The organism is Plasticicumulans acidivorans (genome assembly GCF_003182095.1).
GTDB classification, from domain to species: Bacteria; Pseudomonadota; Gammaproteobacteria; order Competibacterales; family Competibacteraceae; genus Plasticicumulans; species Plasticicumulans acidivorans.
This window is the reverse complement of record NZ_QGTJ01000013.1, coordinates 13,517-30,889: the sequence shown is the minus strand read 5'-3', so window position 1 is coordinate 30,889 and position 17,373 is coordinate 13,517. Positions and strand designations below refer to the sequence as shown.

At 55.1% G+C, this 17,373-nt stretch carries 14 protein-coding genes and 1 tRNA gene; 9 read left to right on the top strand and 6 right to left on the bottom strand.

Going from position 1 to position 17,373, the window contains the following annotated elements:
• Positions 1-4 precede the first annotated feature (4 nt).
• Complete coding sequence (gene corA, locus C7443_RS17595) at positions 5-967, bottom strand: magnesium/cobalt transporter CorA (RefSeq protein ID WP_110020052.1); 963 nt, start codon at positions 965-967, stop codon at positions 5-7.
• Between the two features lie 131 nt (positions 968-1,098).
• Between corA and C7443_RS17590 the strand changes: the two genes are divergently transcribed.
• Both C7443_RS17590 and C7443_RS17585 read left to right on the top strand, forming a co-directional pair.
• The gene (locus C7443_RS17590; RefSeq protein WP_110020051.1) at positions 1,099-1,446 is read left to right on the top strand and encodes a cupin domain-containing protein; all 348 of its coding nucleotides are present in this window, start codon (positions 1,099-1,101) and stop codon (positions 1,444-1,446) included.
• Positions 1,447-1,514: 68 nt separating this feature from the next.
• Positions 1,515-1,964 carry a c-type cytochrome gene (locus C7443_RS17585; RefSeq protein WP_110020049.1) on the top strand — a complete coding sequence of 150 codons (450 nt, stop codon included), beginning with the start codon at positions 1,515-1,517 and terminating at the stop codon, positions 1,962-1,964.
• A 67-nt stretch (positions 1,965-2,031) separates the two neighbouring features.
• Here the strand turns inward: C7443_RS17585 and C7443_RS17580 are convergent, their stop codons facing one another.
• The 3 genes from C7443_RS17580 to C7443_RS17570 all read right to left on the bottom strand — a co-directional run bounded on the left by C7443_RS17580 (position 2,032) and on the right by C7443_RS17570 (position 4,976).
• Entirely contained in the window at positions 2,032-2,919 is an 888-nt protein-coding gene (locus tag C7443_RS17580; protein ID WP_110020048.1) for a DMT family transporter, read from the bottom strand.
• A gap of 76 nt (positions 2,920-2,995) precedes the next feature.
• Complete coding sequence (locus C7443_RS17575) at positions 2,996-4,048, bottom strand: D-alanyl-D-alanine carboxypeptidase family protein (RefSeq protein ID WP_170123675.1); 1,053 nt, start codon at positions 4,046-4,048, stop codon at positions 2,996-2,998.
• Positions 4,049-4,154: 106 nt separating this feature from the next.
• Positions 4,155-4,976 (bottom strand): SDR family oxidoreductase, encoded by an 822-nt coding sequence (locus tag C7443_RS17570; protein ID WP_110020044.1) that lies wholly within the window; start codon positions 4,974-4,976, stop codon positions 4,155-4,157.
• Positions 4,977-5,009: 33 nt separating this feature from the next.
• On the opposite strand from C7443_RS17570, the gene mutY reads away from it, so the two are divergent.
• The 6 genes from mutY to prsT all read left to right on the top strand — a co-directional run bounded on the left by mutY (position 5,010) and on the right by prsT (position 11,903).
• On the top strand, positions 5,010-6,068 hold the full coding sequence (gene mutY / locus C7443_RS17565; RefSeq protein ID WP_110020042.1) for an A/G-specific adenine glycosylase: 1,059 nt from the start codon (positions 5,010-5,012) through the stop codon (positions 6,066-6,068).
• A gap of 16 nt (positions 6,069-6,084) precedes the next feature.
• Positions 6,085-6,357, top strand: a complete 273-nt coding sequence (locus C7443_RS17560; protein ID WP_110020040.1) for an oxidative damage protection protein — start codon at positions 6,085-6,087, stop codon at positions 6,355-6,357.
• Between the two features lie 79 nt (positions 6,358-6,436).
• A tRNA-Phe gene (locus C7443_RS17555) sits at positions 6,437-6,512 on the top strand.
• Between the two features lie 413 nt (positions 6,513-6,925).
• Positions 6,926-7,879, top strand: a complete 954-nt coding sequence (locus C7443_RS17550) for a PEP-CTERM sorting domain-containing protein (protein WP_170123674.1) — start codon at positions 6,926-6,928, stop codon at positions 7,877-7,879.
• A gap of 231 nt (positions 7,880-8,110) precedes the next feature.
• Positions 8,111-8,788 (top strand): acyltransferase, encoded by a 678-nt coding sequence (locus tag C7443_RS17545; protein WP_110020036.1) that lies wholly within the window; start codon positions 8,111-8,113, stop codon positions 8,786-8,788.
• A gap of 301 nt (positions 8,789-9,089) precedes the next feature.
• A complete protein-coding gene (gene prsT / locus C7443_RS17540) occupies positions 9,090-11,903 on the top strand; it encodes an XrtA/PEP-CTERM system TPR-repeat protein PrsT (protein WP_110020203.1) in 2,814 nt (937 codons plus the stop codon).
• A 680-nt stretch (positions 11,904-12,583) separates the two neighbouring features.
• Here prsT and metG read toward each other — a convergent pair.
• Both metG and C7443_RS20640 read right to left on the bottom strand, forming a co-directional pair.
• Positions 12,584-14,632: a methionine--tRNA ligase gene (gene metG / locus C7443_RS17535; RefSeq protein WP_110020035.1), complete on the bottom strand. Its 2,049-nt coding sequence runs from the start codon at positions 14,630-14,632 to the stop codon at positions 12,584-12,586.
• Positions 14,633-14,810: 178 nt separating this feature from the next.
• Positions 14,811-15,551, bottom strand: a complete 741-nt coding sequence (locus C7443_RS20640) for a PEP-CTERM sorting domain-containing protein (RefSeq protein ID WP_110020033.1) — start codon at positions 15,549-15,551, stop codon at positions 14,811-14,813.
• Positions 15,552-15,933: 382 nt separating this feature from the next.
• Between C7443_RS20640 and sthA the strand changes: the two genes are divergently transcribed.
• A complete protein-coding gene (gene sthA, locus C7443_RS17525; protein ID WP_110020031.1) occupies positions 15,934-17,331 on the top strand; it encodes a Si-specific NAD(P)(+) transhydrogenase in 1,398 nt (465 codons plus the stop codon).
• The last annotated feature ends 42 nt before the right edge of the window (positions 17,332-17,373 follow it).

Genomic DNA, 17,373 nt, shown 5'->3' with positions numbered 1-17,373 from the left:
GTGCTTACAGCCAGCCCTTTTTCTTGAAGAACACGTAGGGGGCGATGCCGGCGAGGATCATCAGGCCGATGGCGATCGGGTAGCCGTAGGTCCAGTCCAGCTCCGGCATGTGATGGAAGTTCATGCCGTACATCGAGGCGACCAGCGTCGGCGGCATGAACACCACGGCGGCGATCGAGAAGATCTTGACGATCTTGTTCTGCTCGATGTTGATGAAGCCCATCGCCGCATCCATCAGGAAGTTGACCTTGTCGAACAGAAAGCCGGTGTGGCTGGTCAGCGATTCGACGTCGCGCAGGATCTCGCGGATGTCTTCGCCGCGGGCGCTGCCGGCAAAGCCGTAGCGCAGCAGGAAGGACAGCGAGCGGCGGGTGTCGAGCAGGATCAGGCGGGCCTTGCCGTTGAGGTCTTCCTGCTCGGCGAGCTCGGAGAGCACGTCTTCCATGTCCGGGTCGGCCTCGGTGAGCACCTGATGGCTGACGTGTTCGAGGTCGGAGTAGATCTGCTCCAGCGTGTCGGCGAGGTGCTCGACCTTGGCCTCGAACAGGCCGACGATGATGTCGGTGACGTCCTTGACCAGCCCGACCTGGCGGCGGGCGCGCAGGCGGAACAGGCGAAAGGTCGAGAGATCGTCCTCGTGCAGCGTGAAGAGGCGGCCGCCGAGGATGTCGAAGGCGACGGTGATGTTGCGCGACTGTTCTTCCAGATCGCTGAGAAAGTACGAATGCAGGTGCAGCCCGTCCTCGTCCTCGTAGAGGCGCGCGGAAGGCTCGATGTCGTTCATCTCGCGGTATTCGGGCAGCTCCAGGCCGAACTGGCGCTCCACCCAGGCGCGCTCTTCCTCGGTCGGTTCGCTCAGGTCGACCCAGACGATCTGGCCCATCTGCTCGCTGCCGATTTCTCCCTCGTCAAGGCTGAGCGGCGTCTGTTCCAGGCGTCCGTCGCGGATGACGAAGGCAATCAGCATGGGCAATTCCTCGGGGCGGGGGGCGGAAGACTGTTGCAGCGCGGCGAGTGTATCGGGCGAGCCCCGGCGCTGCATCCATTTACATGCGCTTACGGACGGCGGCCGTTTGCGCGTTATCGGGAGATCGGACCATGCAGCAAGGCAATCTGTTCACGGGCATTCCTGCGGTGTTCCCGCAGGAGATCTTCGAGACGCTGCTGGAGCAGCCCGGCGTGCGGCTCGAACGCATCCTCTCGCGCGGTCAGGTGACGCCGCCGGGGCAGTGGTATGACCAGGACGGCGACGAGTGGGTGCTGCTGCTGCAGGGGCAAGCGCGGCTGGCTTTCGCGGACGGATCGCAGCTGACGATGGAACCTGGCGACTGGGTGTACATCGAAAGGCACCGTCGTCACCGGGTGGAGTACACCAGCGCCGAGCCTGCGGCTGTATGGCTTGGCCTGCATCTGCGAATCCGCAATCCGGCGGCGACGCCCGGCTGATACAGTCCGGGCTGCCCGCTGACACCGGGCGATTCAGGGATATTCACAAAACTAGAGAGAGGTAGACCATGAAGAAGCTGCTCGCTGCCGGGATCGCTGGCCTGCTCCTTGCCGGTACGGCCACGATGGCCAGCGCGGCCAAGCCTGAGGATGCCGTCAAGTATCGTCAGGGCGCGTTCCAGGTGATCAAGTGGAACTTCGGACCGCTGGTCGGCATGGCCAAGGGCGAAGTGCCGTACGACGCCGCCAAGGCGGCGCACCATGCCGAGTTGCTGGCTCTGATGAGCAAGGAACCGTGGGCCGGCTTTACCGCCGACAGCGCCAAGGTCGACAGCGATACCAAGCCCGAGGCGTGGTCGCAGGCCGACAAGTTCAAGGAGCATCAGCAGGCTTTCGAGGCGGCCGCTGACAAGCTTCTGGCGGCAGCCAAGACCGGCGATGCCGGTGCCCTCAAGCCGGCGGTCGGCGAAGTGGGCAAGAGCTGCAAGGCCTGCCACGACGCTTTCCGCAAGGACTGAGCGCCGGGCTCACCGAAAAAGGCCGCTTGGCGGCCTTTTTCTTTTCTGCCGGATGCTTGCCGGCGCCTCAGGCGCGCGATCTGGCGGTCGCCAGATACAGGCCGGCGGCGATCAGCGCGATGCCGCCCCAGTGATAACTCGCCAGCCGCTCGTCGAGCAGCAGCCAGGACAGCAGTGCGCCGAAGGCCGGCATCAGGTGCAGGAACGGGCCGCAGCGGTTGGGGCCGAGTTCGGCGATGGCCCGGTTCCAGAAGATGTAGGCGACGACCGACGGAAACACCGCCACGTAGGCGATGCTGCCGATGCTCGCGGCATCGAGCGCGAAATGGTGACCCTGCATCAGATCCCACAGGTACAGCGGCGTCAGCACCAGCAGGCCGATGGCCATCGTCGCGGCGAGGAAGGCCAGCGCCGGCAGGCCGGCCGGGCGCCAGCGCAGGCATACCGAATACAGCGCCCAGCTCGTCACCGCCGCCATGATCCAGGCGTCACCGCTGTTGAAATGCAGGTGCACCAGCGTCGACCAGTCGCCGCGCGCGACGATCACGGCGACACCGGCGAGCGAAACCAGCACACCGCCGGTCTGCCGGGCGCTGATGTGCTGGCGCAGCAGCAGCACTGACAGCAGCACGATCAGTACCGGCGTCGTCGACACCATCAGCACCGCATTGGTGGCGGTGGTGTCCTGCAGGCCGATGTAGACGAAGGTATTGAAGTTGGTGATGCCGAGCACGGCGAGCAGCGTCAGGCTGCGCCAGCTCTGCAGCAGCAGCGCACGATGCCGGTGCAGTTCACGCCAGGCGAACGGCAGCAGCAGCAGCAGGGCGAAGACCCAGCGCCAGAACGACAGCGCGAGCGGCGGGATGGTGGCGTTGACCGCGCGGCCGAGCACGAAATTGCCCGACCAGAACAGCGTGGTCGCGATCAGCAGCAGGTAAGGCGAAACCTGAGGCATGGGCGGATGTCAGCGCCGGCCAGCACCCGCCGGCAGGCGTGGGCGCTGGCGGCGCAACTCGTTGAGTGGGCAGGCTTCAGCCGCGGCCGCGCGAGGCGACACGGCTTTCCGGGCGGGGGGCGGGCTTTTTCGGCGCGACGGTCTTGGCACGCGGCGCGGGCTTCGTGCTCTTGGCTGCGCTTGGCGCGCTGGCCTTGCGCGGGGCAACGGCGCTGCGCGTGCTGGCTTTGACCGCGCGCGCCGGGGCGGTGACACGCACCGGAATCGGCGCCGCCTGGGGCGGCGTCGCCAGCCCGTAGCGGGCGAAGCCGTAGTCGAACAGCTTGCGGCTGTCTTCCCACAGGGCCGAGGAACCAAGCACGGCGACGATCAGGCGGTGATTGCCGCGCTCGGTTTCGCCGACGTAGCAGCGTTTGGCCTTGACGGTATATCCGGTCTTGCCGCCCATCGCGCCGTCGTAGGTGCCGAGCAGGCGGTTGTGGGTGGCGACCATCACCGGCTGCGCGCGTCCCTGCGCCGAAGCGCGTTCGACCTGCAGGATCTGGTTCTGCGTCTGCACGATGCGTTCGAACTGGGGGTTGAGCATCGCGTAGCGGAAGATCACCGCCAGATCGTAGGCGGTGCTCTGGTGCTCGTCGTTGGGCAGGCCGTGCGGGTTGGCGAAATGGCTGTCGAGGGCGCCGAGCTGGCGGGCGCGGGCGTTCATCAGCCGGGCGAAGCCGGGCACCGAGCCGCCGATGGATTCGGCGACGACTTCAGCGGTGTCGTTGCCCGATTTGAGCAGCAGGCCGTAGAGCGCGTCGTTGGCGCTGATGCGGTCACCCGGGCGCAGGCCGACCCGGCTCGGCGGCGCCTCGGCGGCGCTCGGCGAGACCGGCAGCATGGCATTCGGATTCAGACGCTCAAGGGCGATCAGCGCGGTCAATACCTTCGTCGTGCTTGCCGGCGGCAGGGGCAGATGCGGTTCGCGCGCGTAGAGGACCTGACCGGTGTCGGCATCGAGCAGGATCGCGGCCTTGGCCGTGATGCGCAGTTCATCCTCTGCATGAGCGGCGAGCGTGGAGGCTGCGAACAGCAGGACGGCGCAAAGCGGCTGACCGACGCGGCGAAGCATGGCCGAAGTAAGCATGGGAAAATCCCTGAAGGACGACGAGGGCGGGAAAACCGGGCATGGGCGCTGCCGTATGCGAAGCCCGAAAATCGGGGCAGGGCGAAATAACGTGGCGCCAGCGGGCTTATTCAAGCATATCGGCATAACCGTCGCGATAGCTCGGGTACAGCAGCTCGAAACCGCTCGCGCGCAGGCGCCGGTTCGAGACGCGTTTGCTGCCGCGGCGGGAGGCCACGGTCGTGTCATGGCTGGGGGGCGGGGTGACGCCGAGTCGCTGTCCGAGCCAGGCGTAAACCTCGGGGAGCGGTGCCGGGCTATCATCGACGACGTTATATGTCGGCTCCGGCGTGGCGAGCGCGAGCACGTGAGCGGCGGCGCGCGCGGCATCTTCGGCGTGTATGCGATTGCTCCAGATGTTCGATGCCTTGCCGCCGCGGCGGACCTGCTCGATCAGCCAGGTGCGGCCCGGTCCGTAGATGCCGCCGAAACGCAGCACGCTGCGCCAGCCGCCGCCGTCCAGCCATTGCGCTTCGGCGCGACGCATAATGCGCGCCGTGGGCGTATCGGCGGCGGCTAGGCTGGTTTCGTCGACCCAGTCGCCATCATCCTGGCCGTAGACCGACGTGCTTGATGCGAACAACAACCGCGGCTGTTCGCCGCGCTGAGCGAGCGTGGCGAGCAGCTGCGCCGGTGCTTCGAGATAGGCGCGCTGATACGCTGCTTCGCTGCCGTCGTCGGCGGCCGTCATGCAGACCACGGCATCGAGTTCGCAGGGCAGCGCATCGAGTCCGCTGCCGCGGTGCAGGTCTGCGGCCAGTGGCTGGATCGGCGCCGGCAGGTTCTGTGGGTGGCGGCGCAGCCCCCAGACCGCATGTCCGGCTGCCGCCAGGATCAGGCCCAGACGGGTGCCCACGTCACCACAGCCTGCGATCAGAACACGTGCCACGCTGGTCTTTCTCCGTTGTCAGCTTTGGATCTCATGACTGCACATCTCTCTTTTTCCGAGCGCCTGCTCGCCTGGTTCGATCGGCATGGCCGCAAGGACCTGCCCTGGCAACAGTCTGCGACACCCTATCGGGTCTGGGTGTCGGAGATCATGCTGCAGCAGACGCAGGTGAGTACCGTCATTTCTTACTATCAACGCTTCATGGCCCGCTTTCCGGATGTTCGGGCGCTGGCGTCGGCTGAGCTCGACGAGGTGCTGCATCTGTGGTCCGGTCTCGGCTATTACGCGCGGGCCCGCCATCTGCATGCCGCTGCTCAGCATGTCTGCAGTGTCTATGACGGTGTGTTTCCGACAGACCTCGAAGCGATGCAGACCCTGCCCGGGGTCGGGCGTTCGACGGCCGCCGCGATTCTGTCGCTGGCTTCGGGTGTGGCCGAGCCGATTCTCGATGGCAACGTCAAGCGCGTGTTCGCCCGGCACGCGGGGATCGACGGTTGGCCGGGTGATGTGGCGGTCCAGCGTCGGCTTTGGGCGCTCGCCGAAACCCGCATGTCCACCACGCGGCCGGGGCCGTACAACCAGGCTTTGATGGATCTCGGCGCTACGCTGTGTACCCGCGCTCAGCCGCGCTGCGAGCAGTGTCCGGTCAGAGGCGACTGCGTTGCCCGACTCGGGGCGCGTCAAAGCGAGCTGCCGACCCCGCGGCCGCGTCGAGTTCAGCCGCTGCGTTCAACCACCATGCTGCTGGTCGAGAACGCCGAAGGTCGCATTCTGCTCGAACAGCGCCTGCCCGTCGGCATCTGGGGCGGCTTGTGGGCTCCGCCGGAATGCCCGCCGGATTGGGAGCCAACGGCGTTTTGTCATGAGCGCCTCGGCGTCGTCGCCGCGGTGATTCGCGAACTCCCTGGCTTTCGCCACACCTTTAGTCACTTCCAGCTCGACATCCGGGCGCTGCATCTGCGCACGCAGGGTGGATCAGATCGAGTCATGGAAGGCCCGGAACGCGTTTGGTATAACTCGCGCCTTCCCGATGCCCGAGGGCTGGCCGCACCGGTACAGCGCTTGCTGGCGTCGCTCCGTGACGAACCCTGACGAGAGGAGCGTAGCAATGAGCCGCATCGTCAACTGCGTAATGCTTGGCCGCGAGGCTGAAGGTCTCGACCGCCCGACGTATCCGGGGCCGCTTGGCCAGCGAGTTTTCGAGAATGTCTCCAAAGAGGCCTGGCAGCTGTGGCTGCGTCAGCAGACGATGCTGATCAATGAATACCGTTTGACGCCGATTGAACCGAAAGCGCGCAAGTTCCTGGAAGAAGAGATGGAGAAGTTCTTCTTCGGCAGCGGCGCTTCGGTGCCGGAAGGTTACGTACCACCGAAAGCGTAGAAAATCTCTGCATAGGACTTGACTCAAACGGTCGACACCGCTTTAATGCGCGCCTCGACGCGATGCAGATCGCGGATGTGGCTAGGTAGCTCAGTTGGTAGAGCAGGTGACTGAAAATCACCGTGTCGGCGGTTCGATTCCGTCCCTGGCCACCATTATTTTCAAGGGCTTGCGATTTTTCGCAGGCCCTTTTTGTTTGCCAAAAAAGCCCGCTCAGCGGCACTGAATAGTGCGTGCTGCAGCGCATGTCTGGCGTTCTCCTGGTGTGTCCCATCAGGGGCGGACAATGTTGCTGTGGTTGTTTCGGAAGGGCTGGGGTGTCCCGTTGGGCAGCTGCCGCAGTGTTGCTGCTGTTGGTGCGTTTAAGTACCCGCTTGCGCATGGGTGCTGCGTGTGTTTGCCGGGGTGTCGGTATTTTTTACGTCTCGGCAGGGGGGCGTTTTAGGGCGTTTTTCAACTAACTGTTTTTTAAGAAAAACGGACATGTGGCATGCAGTGTGCTTTGTATGAAGCGTCTGCAGGTGCATCCTGGCAGCCTGAAGCGGAATCAATTCGGAGACCTAGTGTCATGACCAAGAAAAATGCTCTTTCGGCCCTTGTTGGCCTCGCGCTCGCAGCTCCTCTCGGTGCACAGGCTGCTCTCCTGTTCGATCCGGACGGTGCCGGTGCAGCCTACGGTACCTATGCGATCGACCTGCTGGACTGGTCGCCGACCAGCATTATCGCTGTGGGCGGTAATCAGGCGATTCAGAATTACATTTACAATGCGACGTATGGTACCAGTCTGGATACCACGTTCACTGTGTATACGATGGCGAAGCTGTCCACCGGCCAGTTGAACAGCAATAATCAGTTCACGATGGGCGGTAGCTCCGAAATCACGGTGCTCCTCGGCTATACCGCAACCGTTACTTTTGCTGATGCTACAACGGGTATCTCTACATTCGCTCAGGTGGCAGGGTCCAATTTCGTCGAGATGTACTACGACGATACGCCGGATGCTGATCCTCTGACCGGTACCGGTTTCAGTGATGGTCAGGTGATTTTCTCGTCTACTGTCACCGCACAGAACGGTTTCTTCAGTGCTGATCAGAGTGGTGCGACCACCACGCTTGATCAGTCTGCGAATGGTGACGATTGGGGCGGCCAGCAGACTGTGACGGGTGTCGGCATCAGCGGTAATGTCGCTTCTGTTCTTCCGGCGACAGTTATCGACACGACTTTCTTCAAGAGCGTGCCGCTGTTGACCTTCATCACCACGAACATCTCTCTCAACACCCCGTTCACGAGCGTTGATCCTTCTCAGGGTTATTATTCGACCACTGGGCTGGCGGCTCCTGATATTGCTCCCAATATCGGTACGGTGAATGGCTCGCTGACGAGTGGTGGTGTGGACTTCATCTTCTCTAGCGACTTCAATACGTCAGTGAACGCTGTTCCGGAACCGGCGAGCTTGGCGCTGCTCGGTATCGGCTTGGGTGCTATCGGTACTCTTGCAAACCGTCGGCGTAAGACGAAGTAATTTATTCTGGTGGTTGTCGGTCTAAATGATGTTTAAGAAGAGTTTAAATATCAAATAGATCAAATACTCACTGAATAAAGTAAAAAAATAAAGAGAGGCTTATCAAGCCTCTCTTTTTTTGTTTTAAAATTGGATGAAGTCTTGAACTTTTTTAGTGATGTGCTAGCTAATGAATCGTGATGTTGTTGGGTGTTAATTCTTTCGATCTAATCCTTGGTTTTATAGGTGGTTATGAAAACGAGTTATTTGGATTACTGCTTTTCTACGATTGTTCTAACTATCGCTGGATTGATTGGGTATTTAGGTGGGTTGGCATCGTCTTCTTTGGCTGTCTTCCTGGGATGGGGAGATTTTCGTGTGCTTGCAGCAGTTCTGTGTGCTCTTTTATTTTTTGGTATTTCATGTGTCATTATGTCTAGATTGATTTTGTTTTTTTATCCGTTAGCAGACGGTGAATATTCTATGGATTCAATACAGTTTTTTATTTGGAAGCTCTATTCAGTTCTTTATTATTTTGGCTGCGGCGCATTAAAACCATTTAATGTGATGTTTGTTCGCCCTTTTGTTCAGTATTTGTTCGGCGCGCGTATTGGGAAGAATGTGGCTCTTGGTGGAACGCTTGTAGATCCACATCTTATTGAAATCGGTGATGAGGCTATCATCGGTGAAAATTCTGTGATAGCAGCGCATGCAATTAATAGTGGTTATATTCGTTTTGGACGTATTGTCATCGATTCGCAGGCTACTGTTGGTGTTAACGCAACCGTTATGCCTGGCGTTTCAATTGGGCGAGGTGCTGTATTGCTTGCTGGGGCTGTCGCGACACCAGGCACAGTCATTCCTGATGGTGAAATGTGGGGGGGGGTTCCCGCTAAGCGAATTAAGTCAGTCATGATGTTGCATAATTGATGTGTTTTTAATTAATGGTTTTTGTGAGATGCTGTTTTTATATCAGAAAGTAGCATGTTGTTTTAATATGAAGTGTGATGCTGCCTTTATATATGACTTTCTCTATTTTTTAGTGCTCTGGATTTATGGGAGTTGGCAGTTTTTGACATGGTTGATATAGTTTTGACTTTATATGAGAATGTGTGCTGTGATTAGTGCTTGTTTGGTTTTAAGTCTTCGCAGGGGATTTAAAATATAAAATAATATATTTATTAATTCTTCGCTGAGTAATCAATTGTAGGATTAGATTTGAGAGGTGGTTATGAGCTTGTCTTGCAAAAAAAAGGTTTTTTTCTTAGTGCTGGCTTTAATAACAGCTTGTTCTCGCGATTTAAGCGACGCTGAATATTTAAAAAAAGCTGTGTTACATCAAGAGGCTGGTGACCTGTCTGCTGCTCAGTTAGAGTTTAAAAATGCTATTCGTGTTAACCCAAATAATGCTGAGGCAAGGCGTTTGTTAGGGCTGCTGTATCTGCAAGTCGGCGATGGCGCGGGAGCGGAAAAAGAATTACAGCGAGCGAAAGAGCTAAAGGTTTCTTCCGAGGCTCTCGCATTACCTATGGTTGAGGCTATTTTTCGACAAAAAGATTATCGACGCTTATTAGCAATGCGCATTGATGGTCGATTACCCGCTGAGCAGCGCGCTGAGTGGTATGCATGGAGAGGCCGGTCCCAGTTGGAAATGGGTAATTTGAAGGAGGCCGGTGATGAATTTATGGAGGGTGAGAGATTAAATAAAGACTCTGCTCAAATACAGCTCGGTCAGTCATTGATGGCTTTATTTACAAGAGACTATAAGAAAGCAGATGCATTAACTGATGAGCTGTTGTTAAAAAAACCTAATTTTCCAGAAGCACTTTCGTTAAAAGGTGATATAAAAATTTCCATGGGGGCTTTAGATGAAGCTTTGGCTTTTTACACTAAAGCAATAGCAGCCCGTCGAAATAACTTGATGGATTATGTTAAGCGGGCTCAAATTTACCTTGATACAAATAGATTGCAAGATGCTAAAAACGATATAGACCATGTGGCACAGTATGCTCCGAAAGCATATGAGGTCGTTTTCTTAAAAGGTGTGTTGGCTTATCGAGAGGAGCATTTCGATATTGCCGAAAATCTTTTGCGCACTGCAGTGCAAATGCAGCCCAACAGCACCGCTGCGCTGACATACTTTGGCGTTATTCTCGTCCTTCGTGGCCAGCCGATGCAGGCTGAAGAAGCATTTCAGCAAGTTTTAGTGAGGCAGCCTAATAATTTTTATGTAACTCGTCTGTTGGCAAGACTTTATTTAAACCAAAATGCACCAGTGAAGGCGGAAAATATACTAAAAAGATTTTCGGATGTGGGGTATGGTTCAGAAGAGTTTGTTTCGTTGTATGCCGAGTCATTACTGCGGAGCGGTGATTTAAGTAATGGAAAGAGCTTTGCGGAACGATGGACTCAGCTGGATCCTAACTCGGCGCGAGCACTAGTTTTTTATGGATCGGCTCTTCTTGCTTCTGGAAATGAGAGCAGTGCTCGGGATGTTTTAGAAAAAGCGATAAACATTGATCCAAAAAACAATACGCCTGATTTGGTCTTGGTAAGAGTGTTGTTGAAAGAAGGAAAATACGATCAAGCACTGCAGGCTGTGGAGCGTTGGCGCAATCGCTTGCCAAATGATATGACGGGATTTTTAGCTTTAGGGCAAACGCAGCTTGCACTCGGCAACCGTGAAGCAGCACGTGATGCTTTTCTTTCTGTTGTGGAGCGTTCACCAGATAATTCACTTGCTCAACGTAATCTCGCAGCGATGGATTTGGGAGATCAAAAACCAGAAGATGCTAGGGCAAGATATGAATTAATAATTAAATTACACCCAGATAACGTACAAGCTGCAGTAGCCTTGGCAGGATTAGATATAAAGGCTGGAAAAACTGGTGATGCTGTTAATCAATTGCAGACAGTAGTAAAAAATAATCCGACAGCTTTGCTTCCGAGATTGTTACTTGCTACTTGGGCGGTCGAAAATGGACGACCTGAAAATGCGATTGAACTGTTGCGTGCGGTTGAGTCTGAACACGGTGAAAAAACTGTCTGGCTGATAGGGATGGCCGAAGCTCTGCTGGCAACGGGAGACAGTGTCGGCGTACGCAGTGTCCTAGCTCGGCTGCCATCAGGGTTACAGGCTGTGGTAGCCGCTAAAGTTGCGTACCTGAGGGCGAAGGCATACTCACTGGAGGGGGATAAGGCTCAGGTTACAGCGAGTCTTGAGCAGGCACATGCGCTGGATGCCAACAATATGATAATAGGCATCGCTTTAATGAGGGCCTATGTCCAGGAGGCTCAATACAATAAAGCTAAAAAAGTACTGGCTGATCTAGATAAGCGTTACCCGAATAGTTCTGAATTGTCTATTCAGCGTGCATGGATGGAAGTGAGTGAAGGTGATGTATCTGATGCAATTAGCCGGTTAGAGAAGGCGTATGCACAAGAGCCTAGTAAAAAATTGCTGTTGGAGCTTGTGAAGGCAAAAGTAAAGGGTGGCAATGCTGAAAACGCGATAAGCCTGCTGAGAAAGTGGATTTCGGAGAGTAAGCAACATGCGGAAGATATTGATATTGTGCTCGAATTGAGCACTCTTTTGACGGCCATCGGTTTAGAGGATCAAGCGATACAGTTACTCGATGGTGTTGTCAATAATGGGGTGCATGATTGGCGGTTATTGAATAATCTTGCTTGGCTTTTAACAGAATCACGCCCAAGTGATGCTAGGAAATATGCAGAGGAGGCTGTGGCTAATAATCCGAGCTCTGCCGCTGTTCGCGATACACTTGGAGTTATTTTGGCTAAACAAAAAGCTTACGATGAAGCAGTGCGTGCATTCGATGAAGGGTTAAGACTTTCGAACGGTGATGCTGCAATTCGGCTACATAAGGTCGAAGCATTGCTAGCTAGTGGGAGAGCATTCATGGCGGAAAGTGAGCTTAATAAAATTGACCTTTCTCTTTCAGCACAAAAAGATCCACAACGTACTAAGGCGCTTTCTGATAAGGTTGCTGAATTAAGAAAGTCGTTGGTTGGCGTTAAACGGTGACTTCACTGGTCAATGTTGAAAATATGAGGAAATATTTGTTCCCAGTGACTTTTTTGAGATGTGGTTTTTATGTTTTTATAAGTTATTTATTATGATGGTGGTTAATTTTTTACAGCGTTTTGTCTAAAAATTAAAATGATCAGGGTGTTTCAATGAGCGTGTATTGACGTGGTTGTTTGTTCACTAAATCCGCACTACTGAGGAGTGGGGTATATTTTAAAGCGCAAGTTTAGAAGGTGCGATGGCCCCATGTTTTTGTTTTGTATCCGCTGTGTGCGTAGCTGGTAACGGCCTCCATATAATCTGGCCTTTTGCGCAAGATTTCCTGATCTAGTCATATAGCATCCATCAATCCCCCGGTGGGGGGCTCGCTTTGTATAACGGCGATCGATATCTGATGGCTGTTGTGTGTGCAGTGGTGGTTGATGTTGCTGTATTTGGCTTTGCTTATTAAAGGCAGGTAATGCCTGAATCGCGAGGTGAAAACGTCTAAAATCCAGAGCGAATGCGACTAACTTTGAGGCGAGTGATATCATCGAGCCTGCCGGCCCTGTTAGTCACACACTTCGATGAGCGCGGTTTGATTATCCTATGTTGGGGAGGGTGGCTAATTGACGTGGTCAATATTACCGGACCATCCCCATTGATTTTGGCTGATGTCGTTTTATTAAAAAATAGTTTTATTGAACACGCATCCCAGGAACTGCTCCTGAATCAGGAGAAAGTAAGTATATTTCGTCCTGCTTTTCGCTGGCTCCGAGTAGCATCCCTTCGGAGTTGCCAAAGCGCATTTTTCTCGGGGCCAAGTTGACGGCGACAAGGGTTAAGCGGCCGACAAGATCGCTGGGTTCATAAACGTGCCTTATTCCTGCAAAAACCTGACGGGTTTCTGATCCGATGTCTAACGTTAATTTTATCAATTTGTCGGAGTCAGGCACAAAGTCAGCTGTAATTATGCGCGCAATTCTCAGGTCAATTTTTCTGAAATCATCTATTGATATTGTTGGCAAGATGATTTCTTGTGTTTCTTTTTTTTCCGTAGCTATCGTTTGCGTTTGCGTTTGCGTTTGCGTTTGCGTGAGGGTTTCTTGTGACGCGACTATAATTGCATCAATTTGAGTATTGTCGATGCGCTGCATTAATGGTTTGAACGATGACATGTGGTGGTTTATTAGTGGGAGATCTAAATCAGACCATTGTAGTGCTGGAATCTCCAGGAACTGCTCGACCTCTGCTGTAAGCTGGGGTAGAACCGGCTTAAGATAAATTGTTAGAAGCCGAAAAAGCTCAATACCTTGACTGCAAACCCCATGGAGTAGCTGTTCGTTGTTTTTCTGCTTGGCCAGTACCCATGGTTTCGTTTCATCGATGTATTGATTGGCTCTGTCAGCCAGTGCCATGATTTCGCGCATTGCACGACCGAATTCACGATTTTCATAAGCAGTCGCAATAGATTCACCGGCGGAAACGAATTGCTGTCTGAGAATTGGATCAGGCAAGTCCGAAGCGAGCTCGCCTGAAAAGCGTTTGTTGATGAATCCAGCACAGCGGCTGGCAATGTTAACGTATTTGTTGACGAGATCGCTGTTGACTCTGGCTTGAAAATCATCAAGAGCCAAGTCAATATCTTCGATACGATCGCTTAATTTTGTTGCGAAATAGTAACGCAAATATTCTGGTCGTAAATACTCAAGATACGTGCGAGCCTTGATAAAGGTTCCACGTGATTTGGACATTTTTTGTCCGTTTACTGTTAGGAAACCGTGGCAGAATACGGAAGTTGGTTTGCGAAACCCTGCGCCATCTAACATTGCTGGCCAAAACAGCGTATGAAAATAAGCTATATCTTTGCCTATGAAATGGTAAAGCTCTGCTTCAGAATTTTGTTTCCAGTAGTGATCAAAATCTAAATTTTCTCGTTCGCAAAATTTTTTAAAACTTGCCATATAGCCGATAGGTGCATCGAGCCATACATAAAAGAATTTTCCGGGTGCATCAGGAATTTCAAATCCCCAATAAGGGGCGTCTCGCGAAATATCCCAAGACTGCAATCCCTCGCGAAACCACTCGACAAGTTTGTTGCCCATTTCTTCCTGAACATGACCATTGGCGATCCATTCGCGCAGCATGGCTTCGAAGTCTGTTAATCGGAAGAAAAAGTGCTCTGAATCTTTTGATATTGGTACGGCGCCGGAAATAGCTGAGCGAGGATTTTTCAGCTCTGCCGGGGAGTAGGTCGCACCACATACCTCGCAGGAATCGCCATACTGATCCGCTGCTCCGCAGCGTGGGCATTCTCCCTTGATGAATCGGTCAGGAAGAAACATTCCTTTTTCTGGATCGTAGGCTTGATGAATGGTTTTTTTCTCGATATGTCCGCCTGCTGTTAGGCGCTCATAGATAAGTTCGGCGAAGAATTTATTTTCTGATGAGTGCGTTGAGTGGTATTGATCGAAGCTGATAAGGAATTCGCTGAAGTCTGCTTGGTGTTCCGAGGAAATGCGGGCTATAAGCTCTTCTGGAGACAAGCCCTCTGCCTGTGCACGCAGCATGATGGGTGTGCCGTGTGCATCGTCAGCGCATACGTAGTAGCAGTTGTTGCCGCGCAGTCGCTGGAAACGTACCCAGATGTCCGTCTGAATGTATTCGACCATATGGCCGAGGTGGATTGGGCCGTTCGCGTATGGGAGGGCGCTGGTGACAAGAATGGAGCGCACAGGGATTGTCATGAGTTTGGCCAAGAACCGATGGATAAACTCTTAAATTAACAATATCCCGCGTGAGAGGCCACTGCACCGTCCGCTTGACCTCAACGCGGGGAGGGGGGCGAGAGAAATAAAAAAGGTGGCCTTCTTTCAAAGGCCACCCTTGCACCACTTATGAAAAGCGCGCTAGAGAGATGTCGTCTCAGCTGGCCTTGCGGCGACGCGAGCAAGCCAGGCCGGCCAAGCCTAAGCCAAGCAGCGCGACGCTCATCGGCTCCGGAACATGGACAGCGGCGTTCGCCAAGAACGTGCCATCGATCTGGCCGTCGTTGTTGCCGCCATACGCGGTGGAATCAAGCGTTGCGAACAGACCGCTGAAGCCCGTGCCACCAACGTCAGTTTCGGTGATGTCGATCGTCCAGGTGTCAGCGGTGAGAGTGTGCGAAACGCTCACGGAGCCGGTACCGATGGCGGCACCGAGCGGGCCGAACATGCTGCCGAGCAGCAGGTTGAGCGTGCTGGCGCTGGCGGTGAAGCTGCCGTTGGTGTAGCTGACGCCATCCGACGTGAAGCTTCCGGTGTCGAAGTCGAAGACGAAATGCGAACCGGTAATGCCGCCCGTCGAAACCGTCGCAGTACCGAGCGGAATCCAGCTGCTGGAGTTGCTCACCAGGTCGTAGCCCGGGTTGGCGGGGGTATAGTCGACACCGATGAAGCCGGTGCGGGCTGCGCTCCAGACGCCATCCGGCGGCAGGGTGATGTCCACCACGCCACTCAGGTTGGTCAGCGTGATGGTGAAGGTATCCGGATCGGCATCGGCGAAACCGGATACGTCGAAGCTGCCGGTGAAGTTCTCAAGATACGAGTAGTACCCTGCGTGGGCTGCGCCGGTGCCGAAAAGGGCGAGAGCAGCCGACAAGGCGAGAGCTGACTGTTTCTTCATGTTCAACCCCTTGGGCTAAGTCTTAAATAGAGAATCTCAAATAGAGTCTTAAGCGCAGCCAGACAATCCGAAGTCCGTCTCCGGCATGGGGCCCTGGTCTTCCCTGAGGCTCCAAAATTCAGTGTTGCAGCGCGCCTGAGCTCTAACAGCAAGGGATATGCCTATGTTGTTAACGATTTGTTTTATAAATAAAAATGTACGATAAGAGCTAGAGGGACAATACAATATGTAAAGTATTTTGACGTTTCTCGTGCATGCAGCACGAATCATGCTCAGATATGGGCAATTAGTATACTGGGCTGGACAGTGGGGACTGATTGGTGGCGCAGTGGGGCAACTGTTGTGCGCCCCTGAAATCGAGGCGGTTTGGGAAGGGGGCGTAATGAGTGAGCAGAAATACGACGTCATCGTGATTGGGACGGGCCCGGGAGGTGAGGGGGCGGCGATGAAGTCGGCGAAGGGCGGCAAGCTCGTCGCTGTGGTGGAGAAATACGGCCGTGTCGGCGGGGGCTGCACCCATTGGGGGACGATTCCTTCGAAGGCGTTGCGGCATGCCATCAATCGAATGATGGAGTTCAACCGCAATCCGGCGTTTCGCAGCCTTGGGCGTGTTGCGCGCTTCTCCTATCCGGATCTCCTGCGTACCGCGGAATCCGTTATTGCCCAGCAGACGGCGATGCGGCGCGACTTTTATGATCGCAACGGCATTCCGGTTTATCGGGGAACGGCCGCGTTCATCGATGCCCATACGCTGGAAGTGCGGGGGACAGGGCAGGATCCCGTGCGGCTGCGGGCAGACCACTTCGTGCTGGCGACGGGCTCACGCCCCTACCGGCCGGCGGACGTCGATTTCAACCATCCGCGGGTGTTCGATAGCGACACCATACTGAGCATGGCGTATACGCCGGAGTCGATCACGATTTACGGTGCGGGCGTGATCGGCTGCGAATACGCAAGCATGTTCCGCAACATGGGATGCAAGGTGAATCTGGTCAACACGCGTGACCAGCTGCTGTCCTTTCTCGACGACGAAATTACGCACGCGCTTAATTACCACCTGCGTGATCAGGGGGTGGTGATCCGCCATAACGAAACCTACGAGCGTGTCGAGTCGGCGTCTGATGGTGTCGTGGTCCACTTCAAGTCCGGCAAACGGATCAAGAGCGACATCCTGCTGTGGGCCAATGGTCGAACCGGCAACGCGCAGGGTATCGGTCTCGAAGACCTGGGGATTCGCCCCAATGGCCGCGGGCAGATCGACGTTAACGCGAACTACCAGACCGCACTGCCGCATATCTATGCCGTGGGCGATGTCATCGGCTATCCCAGCCTGGCAAGTGCCTCGTATGACCAGGGGCGCTTTGCCGCCACGCATCTCGTCGAGGGGCGATGCGAAAGCCGTCTGGTCGAATATGTACCGACGGGCATCTACACCTCTCCCGAGATCAGCTCGGTAGGGCGTACCGAGCGCGAGCTGACCGATGCCTGCGTGCCGTACGAGGTTGGCTATTCCTGGTTCAAGAACCTTGCGCGGGCACAGATCACCGGTAAGACGGTGGGCATGCTCAAGCTGCTGTTCCACCGCGATACGCTGGAGCTGCTGGGTATCCACTGCTTTGGTGACCAGGCAGCAGAAATCGTGCACATCGGTCAAGCGATCATGTCACAGCAAGGGGAAGCCAATTCGTTATTGTATTTCGTTAACACGACGTTCAATTACCCGACGATGGCTGAGGCGTATCGCGTGGCAGCCCTCAATGGCCTGAATCGGGCACGGTGAACGTCGGGAGGTGGTGGCCCCGTCGTCTTTCCGGACCGCCTG